We start from the raw sequence: 19,291 nt of genomic DNA on the forward strand, positions 1-19,291 counted from the left end.
GACAGAGTTTCGAACTCTGTCGGAGTTCAATGAGCTTTACCACAGATGCACGGATGAAATTTTCAAATGAATATAAACCGACAAGGTTTGGAAAACCTCGCAGGTTAACTTTGAACTTTAAACTTTAAACCTCTAACTTTAGACTTTAAGACTCAGTTTGCGTTAGCGGTTGCAGCGGTATCCTTTTTTGTTTTGAGCAGAAAATGAGATTAGAAAATAAAATTCTAAAACAAGTTCGGAATGATATAAATGAATAAGGGAACGATACAAAAAAGATTTAGCGGAAGACGCGCCGCTGCAAAAACGACGTAAGGAGTTTTTGTGAGCGAACGCCATAAAAAAAACGCTTCAAAATGAATTGAAACGTTTCTTTGGTTTTATTGAACCTCAACTTTTCCGCCTGAAGCATGTGCAGAATGAGCCGGAGCATACATGCTTTGAATGGTTGAAATGCCGCTTGTAAAACTTCCGATATTGTTTAAGCGAACTTCATATTCTAGCTTGTGATTTCCTTTAGACAAATGGTCGAAAAAGAAATTTGTAGAGGCGTCTTTATTGGTTTGATAATAAACCATTCCTTCTTTGTAATGATATTGTGATAAAACATCTAAAGGTTCAAAAGTTGCCGGTCGATTGTCTTTTAAATGTATATAACTCAAATCGCGTTTGGCTTCGATTTGTAGTTGAACTTTTACCTTTTGACCTAATTCTAACTTTGTTTTGGTTGTAATAGGCTCCCAATTTCCAGACTTGTTTTGTGAATAATAAGTTCTGTTGATATTTAAAACACCATCTTGTGATTGTTTTATTTGATTTAAATCTTGGAAATATTGCCAATAAATACCACCGAAAACAGGTTTTGATGTTTTGTTTTCAACTTCAATTTTTCCCATTTCGGGTTTAATTTGCTTTCCTAACCAGCGGTAAGAAAACATTCCAACGGCTTCTTCTAAACTTACATCTTTGTTTTTAGCAGTGTTGATTTTCTCATTTCCAACTTTAATTTTAATGGTTTCTTTGGAAATTTCTTTTGAATCTTCACCTAACAATATAGCATAAAGTGCTTCTGTTGTTGCTTTAGTTGTTTCCCAAGAATTTTGCGTTTTTCTACTAATTAACCAAGCATTTAATTTATTGATCGTTTCTTGTGGCTTTTTCATTTCTTTAAAGGCTTCTACAATCAAAGCTTGTACTTCGGCTTCGTTATAATAAAAATAATGCTTACTTACATTTTCTCTCCAAAACAATCCATAGGTTTCATCTAAAACTGCGGTTTGTTCTAACTGATTTGCAATTTCGTTAGCCCATTGGTAATCGCCTTTTCTGTTTGCAATTAAAATTAACTTAGCTTTGTGATATAAAGGCAACGTAATCCAATCGTTTCGTAATTCGGCTAAACGCTTATCAATTCTTAACTTATTCTTTTCTGGAGTCGAAAATACATCAGCATAATAACTTTTTACTAAAGCATAATCGATAATTTCAAAAGACGTTGCTTCTTTTTCTTTAGTAAACAAATCATTGAACCTTGTGTCTAAATAAGTGTTTGCTTTGTTTATAAATTTAGTTTCATTATCTGTTGCGATGAAACTTGGTTGAATACCTAATTTTTTAAGTTTGGCTGCTGTAACTAAAATATGATTAGTTATATAATTACTTGCTTCTCCACCATCGAACCAAGGTAATCCGCCCGATTGAGTTTGACGCTCTATTAAAACATCTTCAATCTTATCTACTTTTTGAAGTAAACTTTGCTCATCAAAAAACGATACAAATTGAGCTTTCTTTTCGTCATCTGACATTAAATCTTTTAACCAAGGTAAATCTTGATTTAAGATTTGATTTAGCTCTTCATTTTCTTCGAATTTGGACTTTGGATTTTCTCTCCAAGCAGCAACTAATTTTTGAATAGGTTCATTAGTTTCTAAAATATAAGCAGCAATTGCATAGGCGTAATATTTTGCGAAAAGTTGCTCTGAACAATCATACGGATATTCATACAAATACGGCAACGATTGCATCATTAACCAAGTGGCGTTATTTGAAACATCTATTTTTAATTGATGATTTTCTAAACTGCTCGATTCGTTTTTAAGCAAATTAGTTAATTCATACTTTTTAGTTTCATTACCAAGTTGCCAGATTGGAACGGTTTCAGTAACCAATTCACGGTTGCTTAAAACGGGAATTATGCTTTCTTCAGCATCTGTAAAATTATCTGATTGAACTGAAATTCTGTATTGCAAACCTTCTACATTTTTAGGTACTTGAACCTGCCAACTTACCGAATTTGAACTATTAGCTTGAATGGCAACTGGAATTAATGCTTCTGTTTTAATGATTTGATTGGTTAAATCTTCGCCAGTAATCGTGTTGAATAAACGCAACAATGCAGTTGCTTTTAGGTTTGAATTCGTGGTATTACTCACACGAGCTTTAAGTTCAACTTCATCGGTTTCACGAACAAAACGTGGCATGTTTGGCTGAATCATTACGTTGCGTTGTGTATAAGCTAAATGCGCAAAATAATTTGAGTTTCCGTGTTTATCATTTGCCAATGTTTTTAATTTCCATTTGGTTAAAGCTTCTGGAGCCCTGAATTTAATTTCAACTTCGCCTTTATCGTTTGGATATAAATTTGGATAAAAGAAAGCGGTTTCACTTAAATTTTTACGGGCTTTTATATTGGCATGAGCATCTAAAACATTTGCCATGGTTTTATTTTTCTGATTTACTTCAACATCTGGATAATTAGGCATAGTACGATAAGTGTCAATGACAATATCGTTTAACTCCAAACTATCCTCTTCTTCTAATGGAATTTCAAAATAATCTCCAGATACAATAAATTTCAATGGTTTAAATCCTAGATAAATAACAGAAATGATATCGCCTTGTTTGGCTTTTAATCTGAAATATCCATTTCCATCTGTATCAACTCCGTTTGTTGTTCCTACAACCAAAAGTGTTGCTCCAGGTATATTATCACCATAATCTCTAGAAAAAACTCTGCCTGAAATTTCTCCAGCAACGGTATTTAACTTAGTTTTAGAAACAAATTCTTTGGATATTGTTTTATCAAAAAAATCGAAACCAAACCAATTGAAATCTGTTTTGGAGATTAAACTTCTATTATAAAGAATATTTATAGGCATGGCTAAAGCATAAAAGCTTGGTTCGAAAAAATTATATAAACTGTTTCTTATTTCTGGTAAATTAGTATTTCCATAATTATAAAAATAAAAAGGATCCCAACGTTCGCTATGAATTTCATCTAACGAAAAATCGTACATGCTTGCTAAAACTTCAATTTTCTCTTTGGGTTTGTTTTGATTAGAAACTTTTAACTTCCAGTTGTAATCTTCGCCTGGATTTAGCTTATCATTTAAATGAACGATTTCTGTTTTTATCGTTGAATAATCCTTTTTATAAGGAAATGAAATATCGACAAATTCATTAAACAATCTGTTTTCGTAAACAAAATACAAATTGCTTTTAAATTTAATATCTCTATTCTCTATATCAATTGGTAATTCAACCAAATTCTCACCTTGTTTTAAATGAATTATAAAACTTTTATTTTGATTTCCTAAATAATTCAAATCTAGATTTGCATAAACTTCAGGAACTTTACTAAAGATTTTTAGTTGTAATTTTTTGGAACGTAACGACTTTTCTTCATCAATTTCAACAGAAACCGAACGATGATAGGTATAATCTAAAACACTGAAATTAAAATTGTGCTTTGCTGGAGTAAATAAAGTATCGTTCGGAATAAATTGCAAATAGTATTCACCTAAATCAAATAGTTGATCGTTTAAAACAAATTTTTCATTTTCTTTAGTTGTGTATTCTTGTTCGAAAATAAGTTTAGGTACTTTAGGTTCAAAATCATAAACATAACTTTGATATGGGAATTTATCAGCCAAAGTTACCGAATCGATAATTTGTTCTGTTGGCTTCATCCATAAAGTTTCTAACTGAAATTTTTTACTTCCTGAACGCTTAAAAACTTTGACTTTTCCTTTTGTTGGAACAAATTTTCCGTTTACTGTACTAGTTACTATTTCAACTTCAAACTTATCTCTGTTCTTATAAAAGGAATTACTTTCAGGAATATATTTAAAAGTAAACGGTTTTACATCGTAATTAATTTGCAAACGATCTTCACGAACCTCACCAGACTCATCAACCACTTCGGCATGAAAATAATATTTAATTACATTTATAATACGGTTTATACTTAATGAATCTTTAACGAAAGTAAAAGGAAATTCAAAATTTCCGTTCGCATCAGTAAATATTTCAATGTTCGGATAATTAGCTGTTTTGGAATTATAATTATCATCGTGCAACCAATACGAGGCAGTAATTGTAACTTTGGCATTTGCAATCGAAGCTTGGGTATAACTTTTTACCGAACCAGAAATTATTATTGTTTCACCGATTTTAATATTTTCTTGATAGGGATTGAATTTTACTTCATAAGTATTTCGTTTATATTCCGCTACTTCGAAATAAGCATAATTATGTTCAAGGTCAATTGTTACCCAAAGTTTTTCTTCTGCTTTAGTTAATTCATCTGGTTCAGAAATTGAAATTTCAAATGATCCATCATCAACATTTTTAGGAATTACAAATTTTCCTGAAACGCTACCAAAATCGTTTGTTTTTAGTTCGAGATTAGAAACTACACTATAATTAGAATCTCTTAAATCCACATTAACTCTTAAATCTTTAACAGCTCTCCGATTAATACCATCGTTGGTTTCAACCAAAATCGCTTTGAAATACACTTCTTGTCCAGAACGATAAAGTCCACGGTCGGTATAAATAAATGACATGATATGTTTCTCATCATCATCTGAATTGTTATCATAAAAATAGAAGTCTTTACCTTTAAAAGTTTCTTGATAAATGAAATCATCCGTAAAAACGAAAACATCGTAATTCGCATTTCTGTCGAATTCCTCCTCAAACATCTTCATTTTCACAAAACCATTTTCATCTGTTACATAGCGCTCTTCAAAAACAGAAATTGTAGTTTCTGGCAAAGGTTTTCCTGTTTTTCTGTTTAATAATTGAAGTTCAAAAAAATCATCAAACACTTTATAAACAATAAATACATCTGAAACTACAAACGGATTAAAACGAACCGATGCTGTATTTTCTGTAACGTTTTTCTCGTAACTCGAAACCAAAACATAATAACCTTGAGAAAAATCGGGCAATAAAACTTCCGTTGTATTGATATTATAATCACCGTGATTTGGTATTGCTGTTTCAAGAATTTGAAATGGTTTATGCGATTTAATATAATCAAAATATAACGAATCTGACTTTAATTTATTAAACGTTTGTAAATCTTCAACCTTATAAGCGAAATTATAAAGCGTGTCGATATTTTTAAAATCAACCAAGATTTTATTATGCTGATTGTTATATAAAGTCGGTTCATTAAAAATCAGTAAACGTTTACTTTTAATATAATTTTCTTGAGCGATAATCATATCTAAAATCTCTTTTGAAAACTTCTGAGTTTTCAGAGTGTCAATTAGCTCAATTGCTTGCTTATAATAAGTCGGATTTTCTTTTTTGTTTGCATTTTCTAACAAATAAGATAGTTTTTCCAAACGGTATTTATTCTTGATTTCGTTTGTAAATGAATTAGCGATTAAAGCATCTAAAACATTTAAATCATCCAATAAAAAATTATACTGAAAACGCATAAACTTCACACGCTCGTATTGATATTGGTTTTTCTTATGCTTGTAATATTTTTCTAATGTTTGATAAGCTTGCAAACGCACGTCGTAATTTTCAGATAAATCATATGTCAGAAACGAATCATTATAGTTAGAATAAACTTCAAAGTGCGAAGGTTCAGTATTAATATACAACTGTGATAACGGCAACAACATCCATTTTTCAAGTAGAAATTCATAAACATTTTCTTGTTTCGAACTTTCGTAATCATCAATCACTTTTTTAAAATCACTTAACGGAATTACTTCTAATTTTCTAGGATTAGAAAACGTTTGATTGTATAAATCTGTCAATGCATTAATGAAGTCACGTTGATTCCATTCCTTAAAATCCCCATCAGATTTTAGAGATTTATCATCGCCTCTTCGTTGAATATCTGATTGATATTTATCAAAATAAGCCGCTAAGTAAACAGCTTTTATATAATTATAGAAATAAACAGAATTCCCGTTTTCGTTTTTAATTTGCTTATTTATTTCAGTGAAAAAATCGGAATGTTGATTATCTAAAAGAATATTTTCATATTTCGCTTTAAAAAGAAAAGTTTTAATCAACTCGTCTTGATTGTTTTTCTTTTGCGCTTTTTTCTCAATTTTCAAAACCGCTTCATAAGCATCTTTTACATTTCCTTTAGATTCTGTTTCATAAACTTTATTCCATTGTTTTTGGTAATTCTGAGAAGTAACAGATAAAGAAGTAAAAAGCAAAAAAAGTAAGAATAGTTTTTTCATACATTGGTTTTATTTTTACTAAATATAGTAAAAGCCAATGAGTTATCAAAACTAAGTTTTTCTATCTTTTGGGCAATCCTTCCACTGCGTTTCAGGTCGGGCTGTACGCACTCGCTTTTCGCAAAATATTTAAACAAAAAAAATCGGTCAGCTACTAACTGACCGATTTATTATTTCTCTTCTTTTTGTCCCATCATCATTAAAAAGGCTTTCAAGAACGGTTCAAGATTTCCGTTCATTACGCTGTCCACATCACTTGTTTCGTGTTGTGTTCGTACGTCTTTGACCAATTTATATGGATGCATTACGTAATTTCTAATTTGTGAACCCCATTCAATTTTCATTTTATTGGCTTCAATTTCATCGCGTTTCGCTTGTCGTTTTTTCAACTCAATTTCGAATAATTGCGATTTCAGTAATTGCATTGCTTTGGTTTTATTATCGAGCTGAGAACGTGTTTCAGAGTTTTCAATAATGATTCCGGTAGGGTGGTGGCGTAAACGAACCGCGGTTTCCACCTTGTTTACATTTTGACCTCCAGCACCCGAAGAACGCATGGTTTCCCAAGAAATATCCGATGCCGAAATTTCGATTTCGATCGTATCATCAGCCAACGGATAAACGTAAACTGAAGCAAATGAAGTATGACGTTTGGCGTTGCTATCAAAGGGTGAAATTCGCACCAAACGGTGAACTCCATTTTCGCCTTTTAGATATCCAAAGCCATATTCTCCTTCAAATTCTAAAGTCACGGTTTTAACTCCAGTAACTTCACCTTCTTGGAAGTTTAATTCTTTGATTTTGTAACCGTTTTTTTCGCCCCACATCAAATACATACGCATCAACATCGCAGCCCAATCACAACTTTCGGTACCTCCAGCACCGGCTGTAATTTGTAAAACGGCACTCATACTGTCACCTTCGTCTGAAAGCATATTCTTGAATTCCAAATCTTCGATGGTATTCAAAGCGTTATCGTATTGCTCGGTAACTTCTTCTTCAGAAATTTCTCCTTCAGCAAAAAACTCCAAACCAATTTGAAGTTCTTCGATTTCGGCTGTAGCCTGATTGAAACCTTCGACCCATTTTTTCTTTGAACGAATATTTTTTACAATCGCTTCTGCTTCTTTGGCATTGTTCCAAAAATCAGGAGCATAGGTTTTTTCTTCTTCGTTTGTAATCTCGATTAATTTCTTATCGATGTCAAAGATACCTCCTTAACGCACCAAGGCGATCTATAAGGCTTTTGACCTGTTCTGTTGTAATCATTTTTTTAGTTTTCACAAAAATAAGGATTTATAAATGGGAATGAAATTAATTTCAACAGAATAATTGTAACTTTATCTAAACTTTAGAATTATGAAGAAAATCATCTTATTAATTTGTTTTTACTTTGGAATTTTGTCTTGTGCTTCGCAAGCTGAAAAGTCTTCAAGTGATAAAGGAATTTCAAAAATCGAAAACGGAAAAATCACTATTTCAAATCCCGAATTGGAATACGAAGTAATCATTTTCGATGCCGGATTTGAATCTTGGTTGCAAACTCGTGGAAAGCAACGAGGTTATTATGATTTAGCTTATTTGGAAAACAAGAATCGCGTTTGGGTAAATTCGTGGAACAGTCGCAGTCGTGCTGGAAAGGCTGGATATGATTACACGATTGATTATCATTCAAATGTGAATTACGGTTTTGAAGTAAATTATATGTTATTTAACTATTTATTGTATTGGCAAGAGACCAATAACATTCGTTTAAATTAATCTTTCTTTGTATATTTGCGTAGAATTATTTTAAATAAGAAATGGCTAGCTTAAAAGAACGTTGGGGCGTAACCTCAAATTTTCAAATCGTAATTATTTTTATTGTGTTTGCAATTACAGGTTCTACTTCTGCTTGGATAACCAAACCAATTTTGGAATTTTTAGGAATCACAAAAGAAGATTTTCATATTGTTCCGTATTGGATTCTTAGAATTGTTTTGATCTTACCTGTTTATAAAGTTATTTTAATTATTGTAGGAACCATTTTTGGACAACATACTTTCTTTTGGAATTTTGTTAAGAAAATGCTCTTTAGAATGAAATTGGGTTTTCTGTATGGAAAACAAACGAAATAAAAAAAGTCATCTGAGAATTCAACAGATGACTTTTTACTGTTTTTAAGTGTTGTATAGAATCAAGTTTTATTTTTAACTATTCAAAAACTAATGAAAAAAAATAGTGTTTTCGTAATTTTTAAAATCTAAAAATATATATGTAACGAAAATTTAATTAGAAGTTTATATTAAAACCGATTTAATATTTTATATTTATCATACCTATTAAATAACTATATTTGTCTAATAAAAGAATGCATTACCTATGAGTTTTTTCAAACGTTTATTTTCATCAGAAAAAAAAGAAACTTTAGACAAAGGTTTAGAGAAATCAAAGACTAGTTTTTTCTCTAAATTATCTAAGGCTGTAGCCGGCAAATCTAAAGTTGATGATGAGGTTTTAGACAATTTAGAAGATATTTTAATTTCGTCTGATGTTGGAGTAAATACGACTTTAAAAATCATTACACGAATTGAAGAGCGTGTTTCACGTGACAAATATTTAGGAACTGATGAATTAAACCAAATTCTTCGTGAAGAAATTTCGGCATTATTATCTGAAACAAAATCTGGAGAAAGTACCGAATTTGATATTCCAAAAGACAAAAAACCATACGTGATTATGGTGGTTGGCGTAAATGGAGTAGGGAAGACAACAACTATTGGAAAGTTGGCTCATCAATTTAAGAAAGCTGGATATAGTGTTGTTCTTGGAGCGGCAGATACGTTCCGTGCAGCAGCAATTGACCAATTACAAATTTGGGCAGATCGCGTTGGAGTTCCAATCGTTCGTCAACAAATGGGAAGTGATCCTGCTTCGGTTGCATTTGATACTTTGGAATCGGCTGTTGCTCAAAAAGCAGATGTTGTAATCATTGATACTGCGGGACGTTTACATAACAAAGTTGGTTTGATGAACGAGCTTTCGAAAGTAAAACGTGTAATGCAAAAAGTTTTAGTTGATGCTCCTCACGATGTTTTGTTGGTTTTGGATGGTTCAACTGGTCAAAATGCGTTTGAACAAGCAAAACAATTTACAGCGGCTACAGAAGTTTCTGCTTTAGCAGTTACCAAATTAGATGGAACGGCAAAAGGCGGTGTTGTAATTGGAATTTCTGACCAATTCCAGATTCCAGTAAAATACATCGGAGTTGGAGAAGGAATTGAAGACTTACAAGTTTTTAATAAATATGAATTTGTTGATTCGTTTTTTAAATAATGAAAAATATATTAAAATTAATTCCGGTTGCGCTTTTGATTATTTCTTGTAATTCAAAAGTTTCTCCTGAAGAGTTGAATAAAATAAATGGTTATTGGGAAGTTACACTTGTTGAAACTCCAGATGGCGAAGAAAAAGAATACGGTATGTCAACTTCTGTAGATTATATCGAATTGAAAGATAATTCAGGTTTTCGTCAAAAAGTAGTTCCGCAAATCGATGGAAAATATCTTACTAATGATGTAAAAGAATTGATTACAGTTAAAGATTCTGCCTCTGCAACTTATTTGGTTTATAAAACTGATTATGCAAATTGGACAGAAGAATTGGTGAAAGTTTCTGACGAAGTTTTAGTTGTCAAAAACGATCAAGATTTTATTTATCATTACAAACGTTTCGAACCTATTAAAATTGAATAATGTCAAAAAAATTTAACCCCAATAGTCGTATTAAAGAAGAAACTTCAATAAGCGATGTTTTGAAGGTTTTTATTCAAGGAAATAAACTCGAAGCAGGTATTGATAAATTAAATGTCAAAGAAGCTTGGATTAATTTATTAGGTCCTGGAATTGCAAATTACACTTTAGATGTTGTTCTGAAAAATAATACGCTTTATGTTGCTTTATCTTCTGCGGTTTTAAGAGAAGAGTTAAGTTACGGAAAAGACAAAATCATTAAGATGATTAATGAAGAGCTTCGAAAAGATGTTGTGAAAGAAATAATATTAAGATAAAAAAGATTTGTATATGCAAATCTTTTTTTTTGTATATTGCTGTTAATTTTTAGAATAAATTATTATATTTATTAAAAATTTCACGATATGATAAAAAAAGTACTTTCAATTGCCACTTTGTGTTTTGCTTTAAGTTTACAAACACAAGTAAATGCTCAGAATTTAAAGTCTGAAGCTAAGTTTTGGGTAAAAGGTTCAGATGCAAAATCTGTTGTAAATTTGAACGGAAATTATCCATTGTCAGAAGATAATCAAGGTGCAATTATGGCACAACTTGGCGATAATCATTCAAATTTCTATATTGTATTTCAATCTTTCGATTCACATTCTGTTGATTTGGCAGATTTGAATATGAAATGTTACCAACAAAAAATTACAACTCAAAATATAAACCCTCAGAGTTTAGATGTTCCGTTGATGGAAAAAATTCAATCAGGAGCGATTCTTAAATATGGTTTTAATTTAGGTAATTATAAAGTTACTGATGAGTTTATGTTGGTAAACAATGTAAAAGATAGAACCTATATTTACGAGATTATTTATATGAATAAAGAGTTTACGGATATTGATCACAAATATTTACAAACTTATCTTTCTTTGAAATATGGAATTTCTTTAATCGATAACAATAATTATTTATCTAACCAAAATGTGGTTTTGTGGGACAATTCTTATGCTCCAGAATTCAATAAAAATATCATTGGTTTAGGTAAATCTAATTTCTATGATTTTAGTAAAAATTCTTCAACAAACTCTGTAGATAAATTGTTGTCGATTTCTTCAAATACTTTAAGAAATGAAGAATATCTTTTGATCGGAAATAATGCTAAAAGTAATCGTTTTGAAAATAAAGGAAGCGAGATGGTTTTAGAAAAAACGTATTTAGCTCAAACAGCATCAGGAAGTGAAGAAGTTGCTACATTGAGTTTTAATACTTCATTATTAGAGAATTTCGATGCTTCAAAAACGGTTTATTTAACCATCAATGGAGAAACTAAAATAAAAGGAAATGTCGATAAAAATGCAATTGTTTTTAATGATGTGATTTTGAATGGAAAGGATTTACTTTCTGTTTCTTATGATTTATCATCAGTTAAAGCTGATTTAGCAGATGCATGGTTCTTGAATGATCGTGGTGAAATCACTATCAAACCAGAAATCAAAGCTGATAAAAAATCGGATTACACGGTTGCTTGGTATTTCAATGATAAATTAGTTTCAAACAAAGAAAATTTACCAACAAATAAAACTGGAGTTTATGAAATGAGAGTTACTTCTAATAATGTAACAAACTCATATCAAACAAATGTTTATAGTAAAATTGATGGAAAAATTTCTAACGAAATCACAGTTTATCCAAACCCAGTTTCAGCTGGAGAAGATTTTAAAATTTCTTACAATCTAACTTCTGAATCAAATGTTGAATTATACGTTTATCAAATGAACGGAAAGCTTGTTGATCAACGTACTTTAGGACGCTTTAATCAAAATGAATTCAATTATAAATTAGATACTTCTGGAGTTTATATTTTAATTTCAAAAATTGACGGTAAAGCAAATATTAATAAAATTATAGTAAAATAAGAGTAGTAAGTAAAAAGGCGAGGTTTTCAAAAACCTCGCCTTTTTTTATAATGTATCGTTTTTATCTCTATTGATAATATCGAATTCTTTCTTGTACATTTCATGTCTTGGATCAAACTCGTCAATTGCTAAACAATTTTTTTCATAAGTTCTAATGATTTCCAAAAGATCAAATTCATATAGCTCTAAATATAAATCCGCTGTAGCTTTTTTACGATCCTTACGAATAATTTTTTTGAAATTCTTAGTGTTTTTAATTAATGTTTTATTGTATTGAATAGCAGCTTTTTTTCGTTCTGATTTGTCTTCAATGCGTGCAATGTAAAATTTGTCTATTAATTCTTTTGTTTCAGGACAGTCGCCAAATAATTCATAAACGGTATTGAAATTTTTGTTGTTTTTTCTTTTTGATCTACGTTCTGCTTTTTTGGCAGAATATGTTTTTTCTTCTTCAATATAACCTTTTCCTAAAGATAAATTTTTCTGTTTATTTTCTATCATTAAATTAGCTACAGCATCTGGAGTTCCTAACTCAAAAAGAAACAAATGAAATGAGAGTAATTTTCTTACTGGGTAAATAGTGCCATAAGTATTAATGACTTTTCCCTTTGTTAATGATGGAACTAAAAAAGTTTCTACCTTTTTTTTCTTTTTCCCGTAAAAGTTTTCACCACTCAGAGCTACGAATTCGGTAGTTCTTGTTCCTCCTTTTTTAGTAGTTTGACTAATTATAACTCGATCTAACTCTTCAACTGGAATTTTTTCAAATTTTTTAGCTCCATTTGGTTTTACTTTGATGTTATCGGTTGTACCACCTCGTCCGTTCCAGAAAAAGTTTGTGACATCTCTGTTAAATAGTGCTTTAAAATTGATTAATGGATCAACTCTTTCAAAAGTTGGGCTTGTATAAAAGTTTTTTACATTTCCGTTTATTTTAGAACCATTTTTTTTAATTACTGTTCCAGTTTTTTTTGTTCTCGAATTGCTTTGTGCATCAGAGTTTGTTGAGTAAAAAAGTGTTAAAAAGGAAAAAAAGAATAATATGGTAGTTTTTTTCATTGGAGAAATTTTCGGTTATTTGATGGCAAATATAAAAGAAAAATGTTAGGTTTTTAAATACTTTAAAAATTTTTAAATGATTGGTTTTTTGTATTTTTGATAACTCTATTAAAAGTATCTAAATGAAAGAAGAATTTGTGGTTCTTGTAAACCAAAACGACGAGCAAATTGGTTTGATGGCAAAACTAGAAGCACACGAAAAAGCATTACTTCATCGTGCTTTTTCTGTATTTGTTTTAAATGAGAAAAACGAAATTATGTTGCAACAACGCGCAAAAGATAAATATCATTCACCTTTGTTATGGACAAATACATGTTGTAGTCATCAAAGAGAAAACGAATCTAATTTAGAAGCTGGTAAAAGACGTTTAGAAGAAGAAATGGGATTCGTAACGCCGTTAGTTGAATTATTTTCTTTTGTTTATAAAGCGCCATTTGATAATGGATTAACAGAACATGAATTGGATCATGTGATGATTGGTTATTACAACGAAAATCCTGTAATTAATAGAGAAGAAGTTGAGTCCTGGAAATGGATGTCAATTGAAGATATTAAATCAGATATGCTATTAAATCCGATGATTTATACCGAATGGTTTAAAATTATCTTTGAGAAATTTTATCATCATATCGAAGCTCAAAAAAAATAAGTTATGAAAGTTACTGTAAGCAGAAAAGCTCATTTCAATGCTGCACATCGACTATTTCGTAAAGATTGGTCAGATGAAAAAAATCAAATGATATTTGGCAAATGTAATAATCCAAATTTTCATGGACATAATTATGAGTTAATTGTCGAAGTTACTGGAACTGTTGATAAAGAAACAGGTTATGTAATTGATATGAAAATTCTTAGTGATATAATTTATGAAGAAGTTGAAGTTGCATTTGATCACAAAAATTTAAATTTAGATGTTCCTGAATTTTCAGATTTGATTCCAACTGCAGAACATATCGCTTTTGTTATCTGGAATAAAATCAGAAAACGTATTGAGCTTAAATATGAACTTAACGTTATTCTATACGAAACGCCTAGAAATTTCGTGTCGTATTGTGGTTTATAAAACAATTAACAGTCATTCAGAAAGATTTTCGTAACTTGCACTCTTGTTTAAAAAACAACGAAAATAAAATAATTAGAAGTTATTAATTTGAATTCAAACATCGACCATATAAATGTATTAGATTCTAAAGATGCGTTTTTCGCTTATCCTTTATTATTTAAACCCATTCTAAAAGATAGAATTTGGGGAGGGAAAAAATTAGCTACTTTAGGAAAAGAATTGTCATCAGAATCTATCGGAGAAAGTTGGGAACTTTCAATGGTAGAAAATGATTTAAGTGTTGTTGAAAATGGTTTGTATAAAAACGAAACCATAAAGACATTAATAGATTCATATCCAGAAGCTATTTTAGGTAAATCAATTACAAATCAATTTGGGAAGCAATTTCCATTATTATTTAAATTTTTAGATGCGAAATCGGATCTTTCTATTCAATTGCATCCAAATGATGAATTAGCAAAAAAGCGTCATAATAGTTTCGGAAAAACCGAAATGTGGTACATTATGCAAGCAGATGAAAATGCTAGAATTATATTAGGATTTAAAGAAGATTCATCGTCTGAAGAATATCTTGAAAATTTAAATAACAAAACACTTCCTTCGATTTTAAAAGAATATAAAGTTAAGAAAGGTGATGTTTTTTTTATCGAAACCGGAACAATTCATGCTATTGGCGCAGGAATTTTATTGGCAGAAATTCAGCAAACATCAGATATAACTTATCGAGTTTATGATTGGGATAGGGTAGATGAGAATGGAAATTCAAGAGCACTACATGTTGATTTAGCTTTGGAAGCAATTAATTATCAAAAACAAAATCCAGAGATTTTATATGACAAGGTAGAAAATAATGAAAACTTATTGGTTTCATGTGATTTTTTTACGTCTAATTTAATTCCTTTAAACGGAACAAAAGAGATTGATAATTCAAATGATTTATTTTATGTGTACATTTGTACCGAAGGAAATTTTGAAGTTCAGTTTGAAACCCAAACAATGAATTTTAAAGAAGGTGATACCATTTTGATACCAGCAGCAATGCAAAATTATGTATTGAAAGGAAACGCAACATTATTACAAATATTTATTAAATAATTTAAATTACCATATCATGGCAAATGTAAGAACATTAAAAAAAGACATTAACTACGTTTTAGGAGATATTATTGAAGCAGTTTACATCTGGGAGATGTCAACTACAGGGAAACCAACTGAAGCATCTTCTGCAATTATTGACGAAGCAATCGAAAAATTCGATGGTTTAATCGTAAAAGTAAACCAGAAAAACGTTGAAAATAAAAAATCTCATTTCAAACAAATTTATTCTGATTTAGAAGAATCTGCTAATCAATTAGTTGATAAAATCAACGCTTTGTAGTAAAAAAAAAGACTAAAAAATTTACGCTAGCGCTTGTAGAATCGAAAAACCTTCCTATATTTGCAACCGTAAATGAGTCGCCGGTGTAGCTCAGTTGGCTAGAGCAGCTGATTTGTAATCAGCAGGTCGTGGGTTCGAGTCCCTCCATCGGCTCTAAGTTCTTTAACTTACTTGAAAAAAATAAATTGCCTCTATAGCTCAGTTGGCTAGAGCAGCTGATTTGTAATCAGCAGGTCGTGGGTTCGAGTCCCTCTAGAGGCTCTTTTTAAGAGTATTTGCCTGTGTAGCTCAGTTGGCTAGAGCAGCTGATTTGTAATCAGCAGGTCGTGGGTTCGAGTCCCTCCATAGGCTCAATTTTTTCAAGCATTTTTGCCTCTATAGCTCAGTTGGCTAGAGCAGCTGATTTGTAATCAGCAGGTCGTGGGTTCGAGTCCCTCTAGAGGCTCAATTTTTTTAATACACTTTGCCGGTGTAGCTCAGCTGGCTAGAGCAGCTGATTTGTAATCAGCAGGTCGTGGGTTCGAGTCCCTCCACTGGCTCAAAAAGCTTCTGTGAAAACAGAAGTTTTTTTGTTTTATATAAATATTTTAAAAGTTTATTGAATAGCTTTTTGTGTTTAAAATACAAAAAAAATGAGTTCGATATTTCGAACTCATTTTTGTATAAATTATACTGCTTTACGCTGCATTTTGTTCCATTTGAATTTTGAATTCTTCAATGTAATTAATATAGTTATCATATCCGAAAATTACATAGATGTAAAATATCCAACAAAGGAAAAGAATACTTAGTATTAAGCCAATAATACATAAGATTTTCCCAGTGTTTAATGTCGATGCGCTTTTGTATTGACTTGGGTTTGCGTTGTAAAGTTTTAAATCTTTACTTGCTAATACCAATCCTATAATTGATAAAACTACACCAACTCCATAGCAACAACATGTTAATATTGATAAAATTCCCATAACTAGTACCGGAGTAGAGTTAGGTAAGTTTTGTTGAACTACAAAATTGTCGTTTTGTTGATTTTGATAAGGGTTAAATTCCTGATTTTCCATAGTTAGTTTGTTAGTAAAAATGAATATTTGTAAAAATATGAAATTATCATAACTGTTGCATTAAAAATTGCAAGAAAAATTAACATTTTATTATAATTTCTTTTTTTGTCTATAAAATGTAAAAAAACAATGATAAAAAACAAAATAGTTGTGTAAATTGCAGGAAACATTTTAAATGCTGCCACAAAATCTCCTTGTAAAATCAGCATTAATGCGCGTTGTGTTCCACATCCAAAACAATCGATACCGAATATTTTTTTATGAACACAGGGCAACATATATTCTTCCATAGCTAGAATTTTTCTTACAATTTTACAAAAAAAATAACGGAAATTGAAAGAATTAAATTTAATTTTGAATCATAAAAAAAACTATGAAATATATAATTGGAATTATAGCAACCTGTTTGATGATTTGGTCTTTATTAGACAAGGAAAATCAAGATTATAAGATTTATGTGCAAGTTGTTGCTGTTGCTCTTTTTTTCTTTGTTATGATGCGATTGATGGATAAATTGCCAAGTAAAAAAGAAGAATCAAATAAAGATGATAATTTTAAAGAAAACAATAAGAATGACAATGAAAGAGTGGAATAAAGGCGATAAAGTTGCTGTGTTGGATGATGCAATGGAAGGTGTTGTTATCGCTTTTAAAAACGACGAAATTACTATAGAAACCACAGATGGTTTTGAATTGTCTTTTAGATCAAATGAATTGATAAAAATCGGCGATACTTCTGAAATTAATCGTGCAAGTAAAATTTCGGATATCGAACAAGCTAAAGTTCAAAAAGTAACCAAAAATCATCATCGCGTAAACACCGAAAAAAAATCTAAAAAAGACGATTTTGTTTTAGAAATTGATTTGCATATCGAGAAATTGGTTAAGAGTTTTAAACACATGAATAATTTCGATATTTTAAATTTGCAAATTGATACTGCTCGTGGACAATTAGAATTTGCAATAAGAAATAGAATTCCTAGAATTGTTTTTATTCATGGAATGGGAGAAGGTGTCTTGAAAGAAGAGCTTGATTTTCTTTTCGGAAGATATTCTGAAATTAGTTTCCAGGATGCGAACTATAGGAAATATGGTCTTGGAGCAACCGAAGTTTTTTTAAAGCAAAGTGCATTGATTTAATACACTTTGCTTTGTGTTTTATATGGTAACTTCACCTGAAGCCAATTCGTTCAGTAATATCATCATATTTGGTAATGAGTCTGTATTAAATGAAGGAATGACATGTTTTTTTGACGCTGCGTAAAATTCATCTTTTTTCTCACCTAAAACAGCAGGGCCGTTTTTAATTTCTTGCCAAGTGCAACTTATAGGGTCTTCCATAACATCTCTGCTGGTGATTCCGTTTTTGGTGATAACAACTCCATATGGACTGCCAAAAAATGGTTTGTCAATCATTGCGTATAAAATGTCAGAAACGTTAAATTTTTCAGCAAATTTTGTAATCACTTTTTTATCTTCTTCAAAACTTTTTAAATCTTTTTGAATGCTTAATTCTTTAACGCGTTCATCGATTTTAGTAGCTTTTTTTATTTCTGATGGAAGCGCATTTGCTTTCTGAAGTTCGCTTAATATTATTTCTAAAACTTCATTCAAAGCATTTTTAAATCCAATTAAATATTCTTTGTCTATGTTTAATCTGTTTTTTCTTTTGAAAATTGTTGAGGCTTCTTCAGCTATTTTTTTAGAATTGCTGTTCATTGAAAACAAAATAATCGTTGCTGGTTCCTTCTCAAAAAGAGCCGCTACATCAGTTTCTATGACCATTCTAAAATTGGTTATAACAAAACCAAGCGTATCTCGTTTATTCGAAAAACGGCTTTTTGCATGTAAACCAATATAGGATAAAATTTGTTCGTTTGGTAGTTTACCAATAGGTTCTAAAATTTGTTTTTCTGCTAGTTCGATTACAAATGTACTATCATCCCAAGTTGGATGTTTTGTTTCTGGTACAAAAGTTATTTCTTGATTTAAAGGATGTGTAGTTTGCAGAAACTGGTCTAATTTGGTTTTAATTGTATTCATAAAATAACAAGTTGGTTTTTTTGTTAAATAAAAACAAATTTAATTATTGTTTATGAATATAGTTTTTTTAATGATGTTTTTTTTAACTTTTTATACAGGATATTTTTGTAAAATTATATTTGTGTGAAGGGAAAATTTATTCTATAAAAAAAATCGGCTCATGCCGATTTCTTTATTTATGTGCGATAACTGAAATTTCAACATTCACATCTCTTGGTAATCTTTCTACTTGAACGCATTCTCTAGCTGGAGCAGTTTCCATATTAAAGTAACTTCCATAAATCTCGTTAATTAAACTAAAATTGTTCATATCACGAATAAAAATGGTTGCTTTTACGACTTGTTCAAAAGTGAAACCTGCATCGGTTAAGATGAATTTCAAGTTTTCCATAACTTGTTTTGTTTCGTCTTGAATACCTGATGTAACCAATGTTTCTGTTGCTTGATTGAATGGAATTTGTCCTGAAACAAATAATAAATCTCCAACGGCTACTGAATGGTTATATGGTCCGATTGAAGCTGGTGCTTTAGCTGAGTTGATAATTTTTTTCATATGTTATT

The 19,291-nt window shown here is 30.5% G+C and carries 19 protein-coding genes and 5 tRNA genes; 17 read left to right on the forward strand and 7 right to left on the reverse strand.

Annotated features, from left to right (window positions below; translation table 11 throughout):
- Window positions 1-377 precede the first annotated feature (377 nt).
- On the reverse strand, window positions 378-6,497 hold the full coding sequence (locus EG240_RS06985; RefSeq protein ID WP_125018683.1) for an alpha-2-macroglobulin family protein: 6,120 nt from the start codon (window positions 6,495-6,497) through the stop codon (window positions 378-380).
- Between the two features lie 170 nt (window positions 6,498-6,667).
- Window positions 6,668-7,766 (reverse strand): peptide chain release factor 2 gene (gene prfB, locus EG240_RS06990; RefSeq protein WP_125018684.1). Its coding sequence is split into 2 segments (ribosomal slippage): window positions 6,668-7,702 and window positions 7,704-7,766, totalling 1,098 coding nucleotides; the frame shifts between segments, so codons are not numbered across the junction.
- Window positions 7,767-7,856: 90 nt separating this feature from the next.
- Between prfB and EG240_RS06995 the strand changes: the two genes are divergently transcribed.
- The 6 genes from EG240_RS06995 (at window position 7,857) to EG240_RS07020 (ending at window position 12,129) form a co-directional block, all read left to right on the forward strand.
- A complete protein-coding gene (locus EG240_RS06995; RefSeq protein WP_125018685.1) occupies window positions 7,857-8,258 on the forward strand; it encodes a DUF6146 family protein in 402 nt (133 codons plus the stop codon).
- Between the two features lie 41 nt (window positions 8,259-8,299).
- Window positions 8,300-8,614, forward strand: coding sequence for a DUF6787 family protein (locus EG240_RS07000; RefSeq protein WP_125018686.1), 315 nt, complete (start codon window positions 8,300-8,302; stop codon window positions 8,612-8,614).
- A 244-nt stretch (window positions 8,615-8,858) separates the two neighbouring features.
- Window positions 8,859-9,812 (forward strand): signal recognition particle-docking protein FtsY, encoded by a 954-nt coding sequence (gene ftsY / locus EG240_RS07005; protein WP_125018687.1) that lies wholly within the window; start codon window positions 8,859-8,861, stop codon window positions 9,810-9,812.
- Complete coding sequence (locus tag EG240_RS07010) at window positions 9,812-10,231, forward strand: hypothetical protein (RefSeq protein ID WP_125018688.1); 420 nt, start codon at window positions 9,812-9,814, stop codon at window positions 10,229-10,231. The genes ftsY and EG240_RS07010 overlap by 1 nt, the downstream gene beginning before the upstream one ends.
- Window positions 10,231-10,545, forward strand: coding sequence for a DUF721 domain-containing protein (locus EG240_RS07015; protein WP_125018689.1), 315 nt, complete (start codon window positions 10,231-10,233; stop codon window positions 10,543-10,545). The genes EG240_RS07010 and EG240_RS07015 overlap by 1 nt, the downstream gene beginning before the upstream one ends.
- Window positions 10,546-10,632: 87 nt before the next feature.
- Complete coding sequence (locus EG240_RS07020) at window positions 10,633-12,129, forward strand: T9SS type A sorting domain-containing protein (protein ID WP_125018690.1); 1,497 nt, start codon at window positions 10,633-10,635, stop codon at window positions 12,127-12,129.
- A 45-nt stretch (window positions 12,130-12,174) separates the two neighbouring features.
- Here EG240_RS07020 and EG240_RS07025 read toward each other — a convergent pair whose 3' ends face one another.
- Window positions 12,175-13,188: a hypothetical protein gene (locus EG240_RS07025; protein ID WP_125018691.1), complete on the reverse strand. Its 1,014-nt coding sequence runs from the start codon at window positions 13,186-13,188 to the stop codon at window positions 12,175-12,177.
- A gap of 122 nt (window positions 13,189-13,310) precedes the next feature.
- Here EG240_RS07025 and idi point away from each other — a divergent pair, with 122 nt between their 5' ends.
- The 9 genes from idi (at window position 13,311) to EG240_RS07070 (ending at window position 16,169) form a co-directional block, all read left to right on the forward strand.
- A complete protein-coding gene (gene idi / locus EG240_RS07030; RefSeq protein WP_125018692.1) occupies window positions 13,311-13,838 on the forward strand; it encodes an isopentenyl-diphosphate Delta-isomerase in 528 nt (175 codons plus the stop codon).
- Between the two features lie 3 nt (window positions 13,839-13,841).
- Window positions 13,842-14,252, forward strand: coding sequence for a 6-pyruvoyl trahydropterin synthase family protein (locus tag EG240_RS07035; protein ID WP_125018693.1), 411 nt, complete (start codon window positions 13,842-13,844; stop codon window positions 14,250-14,252).
- A gap of 87 nt (window positions 14,253-14,339) precedes the next feature.
- Window positions 14,340-15,347, forward strand: coding sequence for a type I phosphomannose isomerase catalytic subunit (locus EG240_RS07040; protein ID WP_235830344.1), 1,008 nt, complete (start codon window positions 14,340-14,342; stop codon window positions 15,345-15,347).
- 16 nt (window positions 15,348-15,363) lie between these two features.
- Window positions 15,364-15,630 carry a hypothetical protein gene (locus tag EG240_RS07045; protein ID WP_125018694.1) on the forward strand — a complete coding sequence of 89 codons (267 nt, stop codon included), beginning with the start codon at window positions 15,364-15,366 and terminating at the stop codon, window positions 15,628-15,630.
- A gap of 79 nt (window positions 15,631-15,709) precedes the next feature.
- Window positions 15,710-15,783 (forward strand) — tRNA-Thr (locus tag EG240_RS07050).
- Window positions 15,784-15,817: 34 nt separating this feature from the next.
- Window positions 15,818-15,891, forward strand: a tRNA-Thr gene (locus tag EG240_RS07055).
- A gap of 16 nt (window positions 15,892-15,907) precedes the next feature.
- Window positions 15,908-15,981 (forward strand) — tRNA-Thr (locus EG240_RS07060).
- Between the two features lie 20 nt (window positions 15,982-16,001).
- Window positions 16,002-16,075, forward strand: a tRNA-Thr gene (locus tag EG240_RS07065).
- A gap of 20 nt (window positions 16,076-16,095) precedes the next feature.
- Window positions 16,096-16,169, forward strand: a tRNA-Thr gene (locus EG240_RS07070).
- Window positions 16,170-16,307: 138 nt separating this feature from the next.
- On the opposite strand, the gene EG240_RS07075 is transcribed toward EG240_RS07070, so the two are convergent.
- A complete protein-coding gene (locus EG240_RS07075) occupies window positions 16,308-16,688 on the reverse strand; it encodes a CCC motif membrane protein (RefSeq protein WP_125018695.1) in 381 nt (126 codons plus the stop codon).
- 2 nt (window positions 16,689-16,690) lie between these two features.
- Window positions 16,691-16,978 carry a DUF2752 domain-containing protein gene (locus EG240_RS07080; protein ID WP_125018696.1) on the reverse strand — a complete coding sequence of 96 codons (288 nt, stop codon included), beginning with the start codon at window positions 16,976-16,978 and terminating at the stop codon, window positions 16,691-16,693.
- 83 nt (window positions 16,979-17,061) lie between these two features.
- Here EG240_RS07080 and EG240_RS07085 point away from each other — a divergent pair, with 83 nt between their 5' ends.
- The gene (locus tag EG240_RS07085; RefSeq protein WP_125018697.1) at window positions 17,062-17,283 is read left to right on the forward strand and encodes a hypothetical protein; all 222 of its coding nucleotides are present in this window, start codon (window positions 17,062-17,064) and stop codon (window positions 17,281-17,283) included.
- Complete coding sequence (locus EG240_RS07090; RefSeq protein ID WP_125018698.1) at window positions 17,261-17,827, forward strand: Smr/MutS family protein; 567 nt, start codon at window positions 17,261-17,263, stop codon at window positions 17,825-17,827. The genes EG240_RS07085 and EG240_RS07090 overlap by 23 nt, the downstream gene beginning before the upstream one ends.
- 18 nt (window positions 17,828-17,845) lie before the next feature.
- Here EG240_RS07090 and EG240_RS07095 read toward each other — a convergent pair whose 3' ends face one another.
- Complete coding sequence (locus EG240_RS07095; protein ID WP_125018699.1) at window positions 17,846-18,730, reverse strand: hypothetical protein; 885 nt, start codon at window positions 18,728-18,730, stop codon at window positions 17,846-17,848.
- 172 nt (window positions 18,731-18,902) lie between these two features.
- Window positions 18,903-19,283 (reverse strand): Rid family detoxifying hydrolase, encoded by a 381-nt coding sequence (locus tag EG240_RS07100; protein WP_125018700.1) that lies wholly within the window; start codon window positions 19,281-19,283, stop codon window positions 18,903-18,905.
- Window positions 19,284-19,291 lie beyond the last annotated feature (8 nt).

Source organism: Paenimyroides tangerinum (assembly GCF_003865405.1).
Taxonomy (GTDB): domain Bacteria; phylum Bacteroidota; class Bacteroidia; order Flavobacteriales; family Flavobacteriaceae; genus Flavobacterium; species Flavobacterium tangerinum.

What these genes read in the sequence shown, in the direction of transcription:
- EG240_RS07075 (WP_125018695.1), bottom strand. Translation starts at nt 16,688, where the DNA reads ATGGAAAATCAGGAATTTAACCCTTATCAAAATCAACAAAACGACAAT.
- EG240_RS07010 (WP_125018688.1), top strand. Translation starts at nt 9,812, where the DNA reads ATGAAAAATATATTAAAATTAATTCCGGTTGCGCTTTTGATTATTTCT.
- EG240_RS07035 (WP_125018693.1), top strand. Translation starts at nt 13,842, where the DNA reads ATGAAAGTTACTGTAAGCAGAAAAGCTCATTTCAATGCTGCACATCGA.
- EG240_RS07045 (WP_125018694.1), top strand. Translation starts at nt 15,364, where the DNA reads ATGGCAAATGTAAGAACATTAAAAAAAGACATTAACTACGTTTTAGGA.
- EG240_RS06995 (WP_125018685.1), top strand. Translation starts at nt 7,857, where the DNA reads ATGAAGAAAATCATCTTATTAATTTGTTTTTACTTTGGAATTTTGTCT.
- EG240_RS07015 (WP_125018689.1), top strand. Translation starts at nt 10,231, where the DNA reads ATGTCAAAAAAATTTAACCCCAATAGTCGTATTAAAGAAGAAACTTCA.
- EG240_RS07095 (WP_125018699.1), bottom strand. Translation starts at nt 18,730, where the DNA reads ATGAATACAATTAAAACCAAATTAGACCAGTTTCTGCAAACTACACAT.
- EG240_RS07025 (WP_125018691.1), bottom strand. Translation starts at nt 13,188, where the DNA reads ATGAAAAAAACTACCATATTATTCTTTTTTTCCTTTTTAACACTTTTT.
- ftsY (WP_125018687.1), top strand. Translation starts at nt 8,859, where the DNA reads ATGAGTTTTTTCAAACGTTTATTTTCATCAGAAAAAAAAGAAACTTTA.
- EG240_RS06985 (WP_125018683.1), bottom strand. Translation starts at nt 6,497, where the DNA reads ATGAAAAAACTATTCTTACTTTTTTTGCTTTTTACTTCTTTATCTGTT.
- EG240_RS07090 (WP_125018698.1), top strand. Translation starts at nt 17,261, where the DNA reads ATGACAATGAAAGAGTGGAATAAAGGCGATAAAGTTGCTGTGTTGGAT.
- EG240_RS07100 (WP_125018700.1), bottom strand. Translation starts at nt 19,283, where the DNA reads ATGAAAAAAATTATCAACTCAGCTAAAGCACCAGCTTCAATCGGACCA.
- EG240_RS07020 (WP_125018690.1), top strand. Translation starts at nt 10,633, where the DNA reads ATGATAAAAAAAGTACTTTCAATTGCCACTTTGTGTTTTGCTTTAAGT.
- idi (WP_125018692.1), top strand. Translation starts at nt 13,311, where the DNA reads ATGAAAGAAGAATTTGTGGTTCTTGTAAACCAAAACGACGAGCAAATT.
- EG240_RS07080 (WP_125018696.1), bottom strand. Translation starts at nt 16,978, where the DNA reads ATGGAAGAATATATGTTGCCCTGTGTTCATAAAAAAATATTCGGTATC.
- EG240_RS07085 (WP_125018697.1), top strand. Translation starts at nt 17,062, where the DNA reads ATGAAATATATAATTGGAATTATAGCAACCTGTTTGATGATTTGGTCT.
- EG240_RS07000 (WP_125018686.1), top strand. Translation starts at nt 8,300, where the DNA reads ATGGCTAGCTTAAAAGAACGTTGGGGCGTAACCTCAAATTTTCAAATC.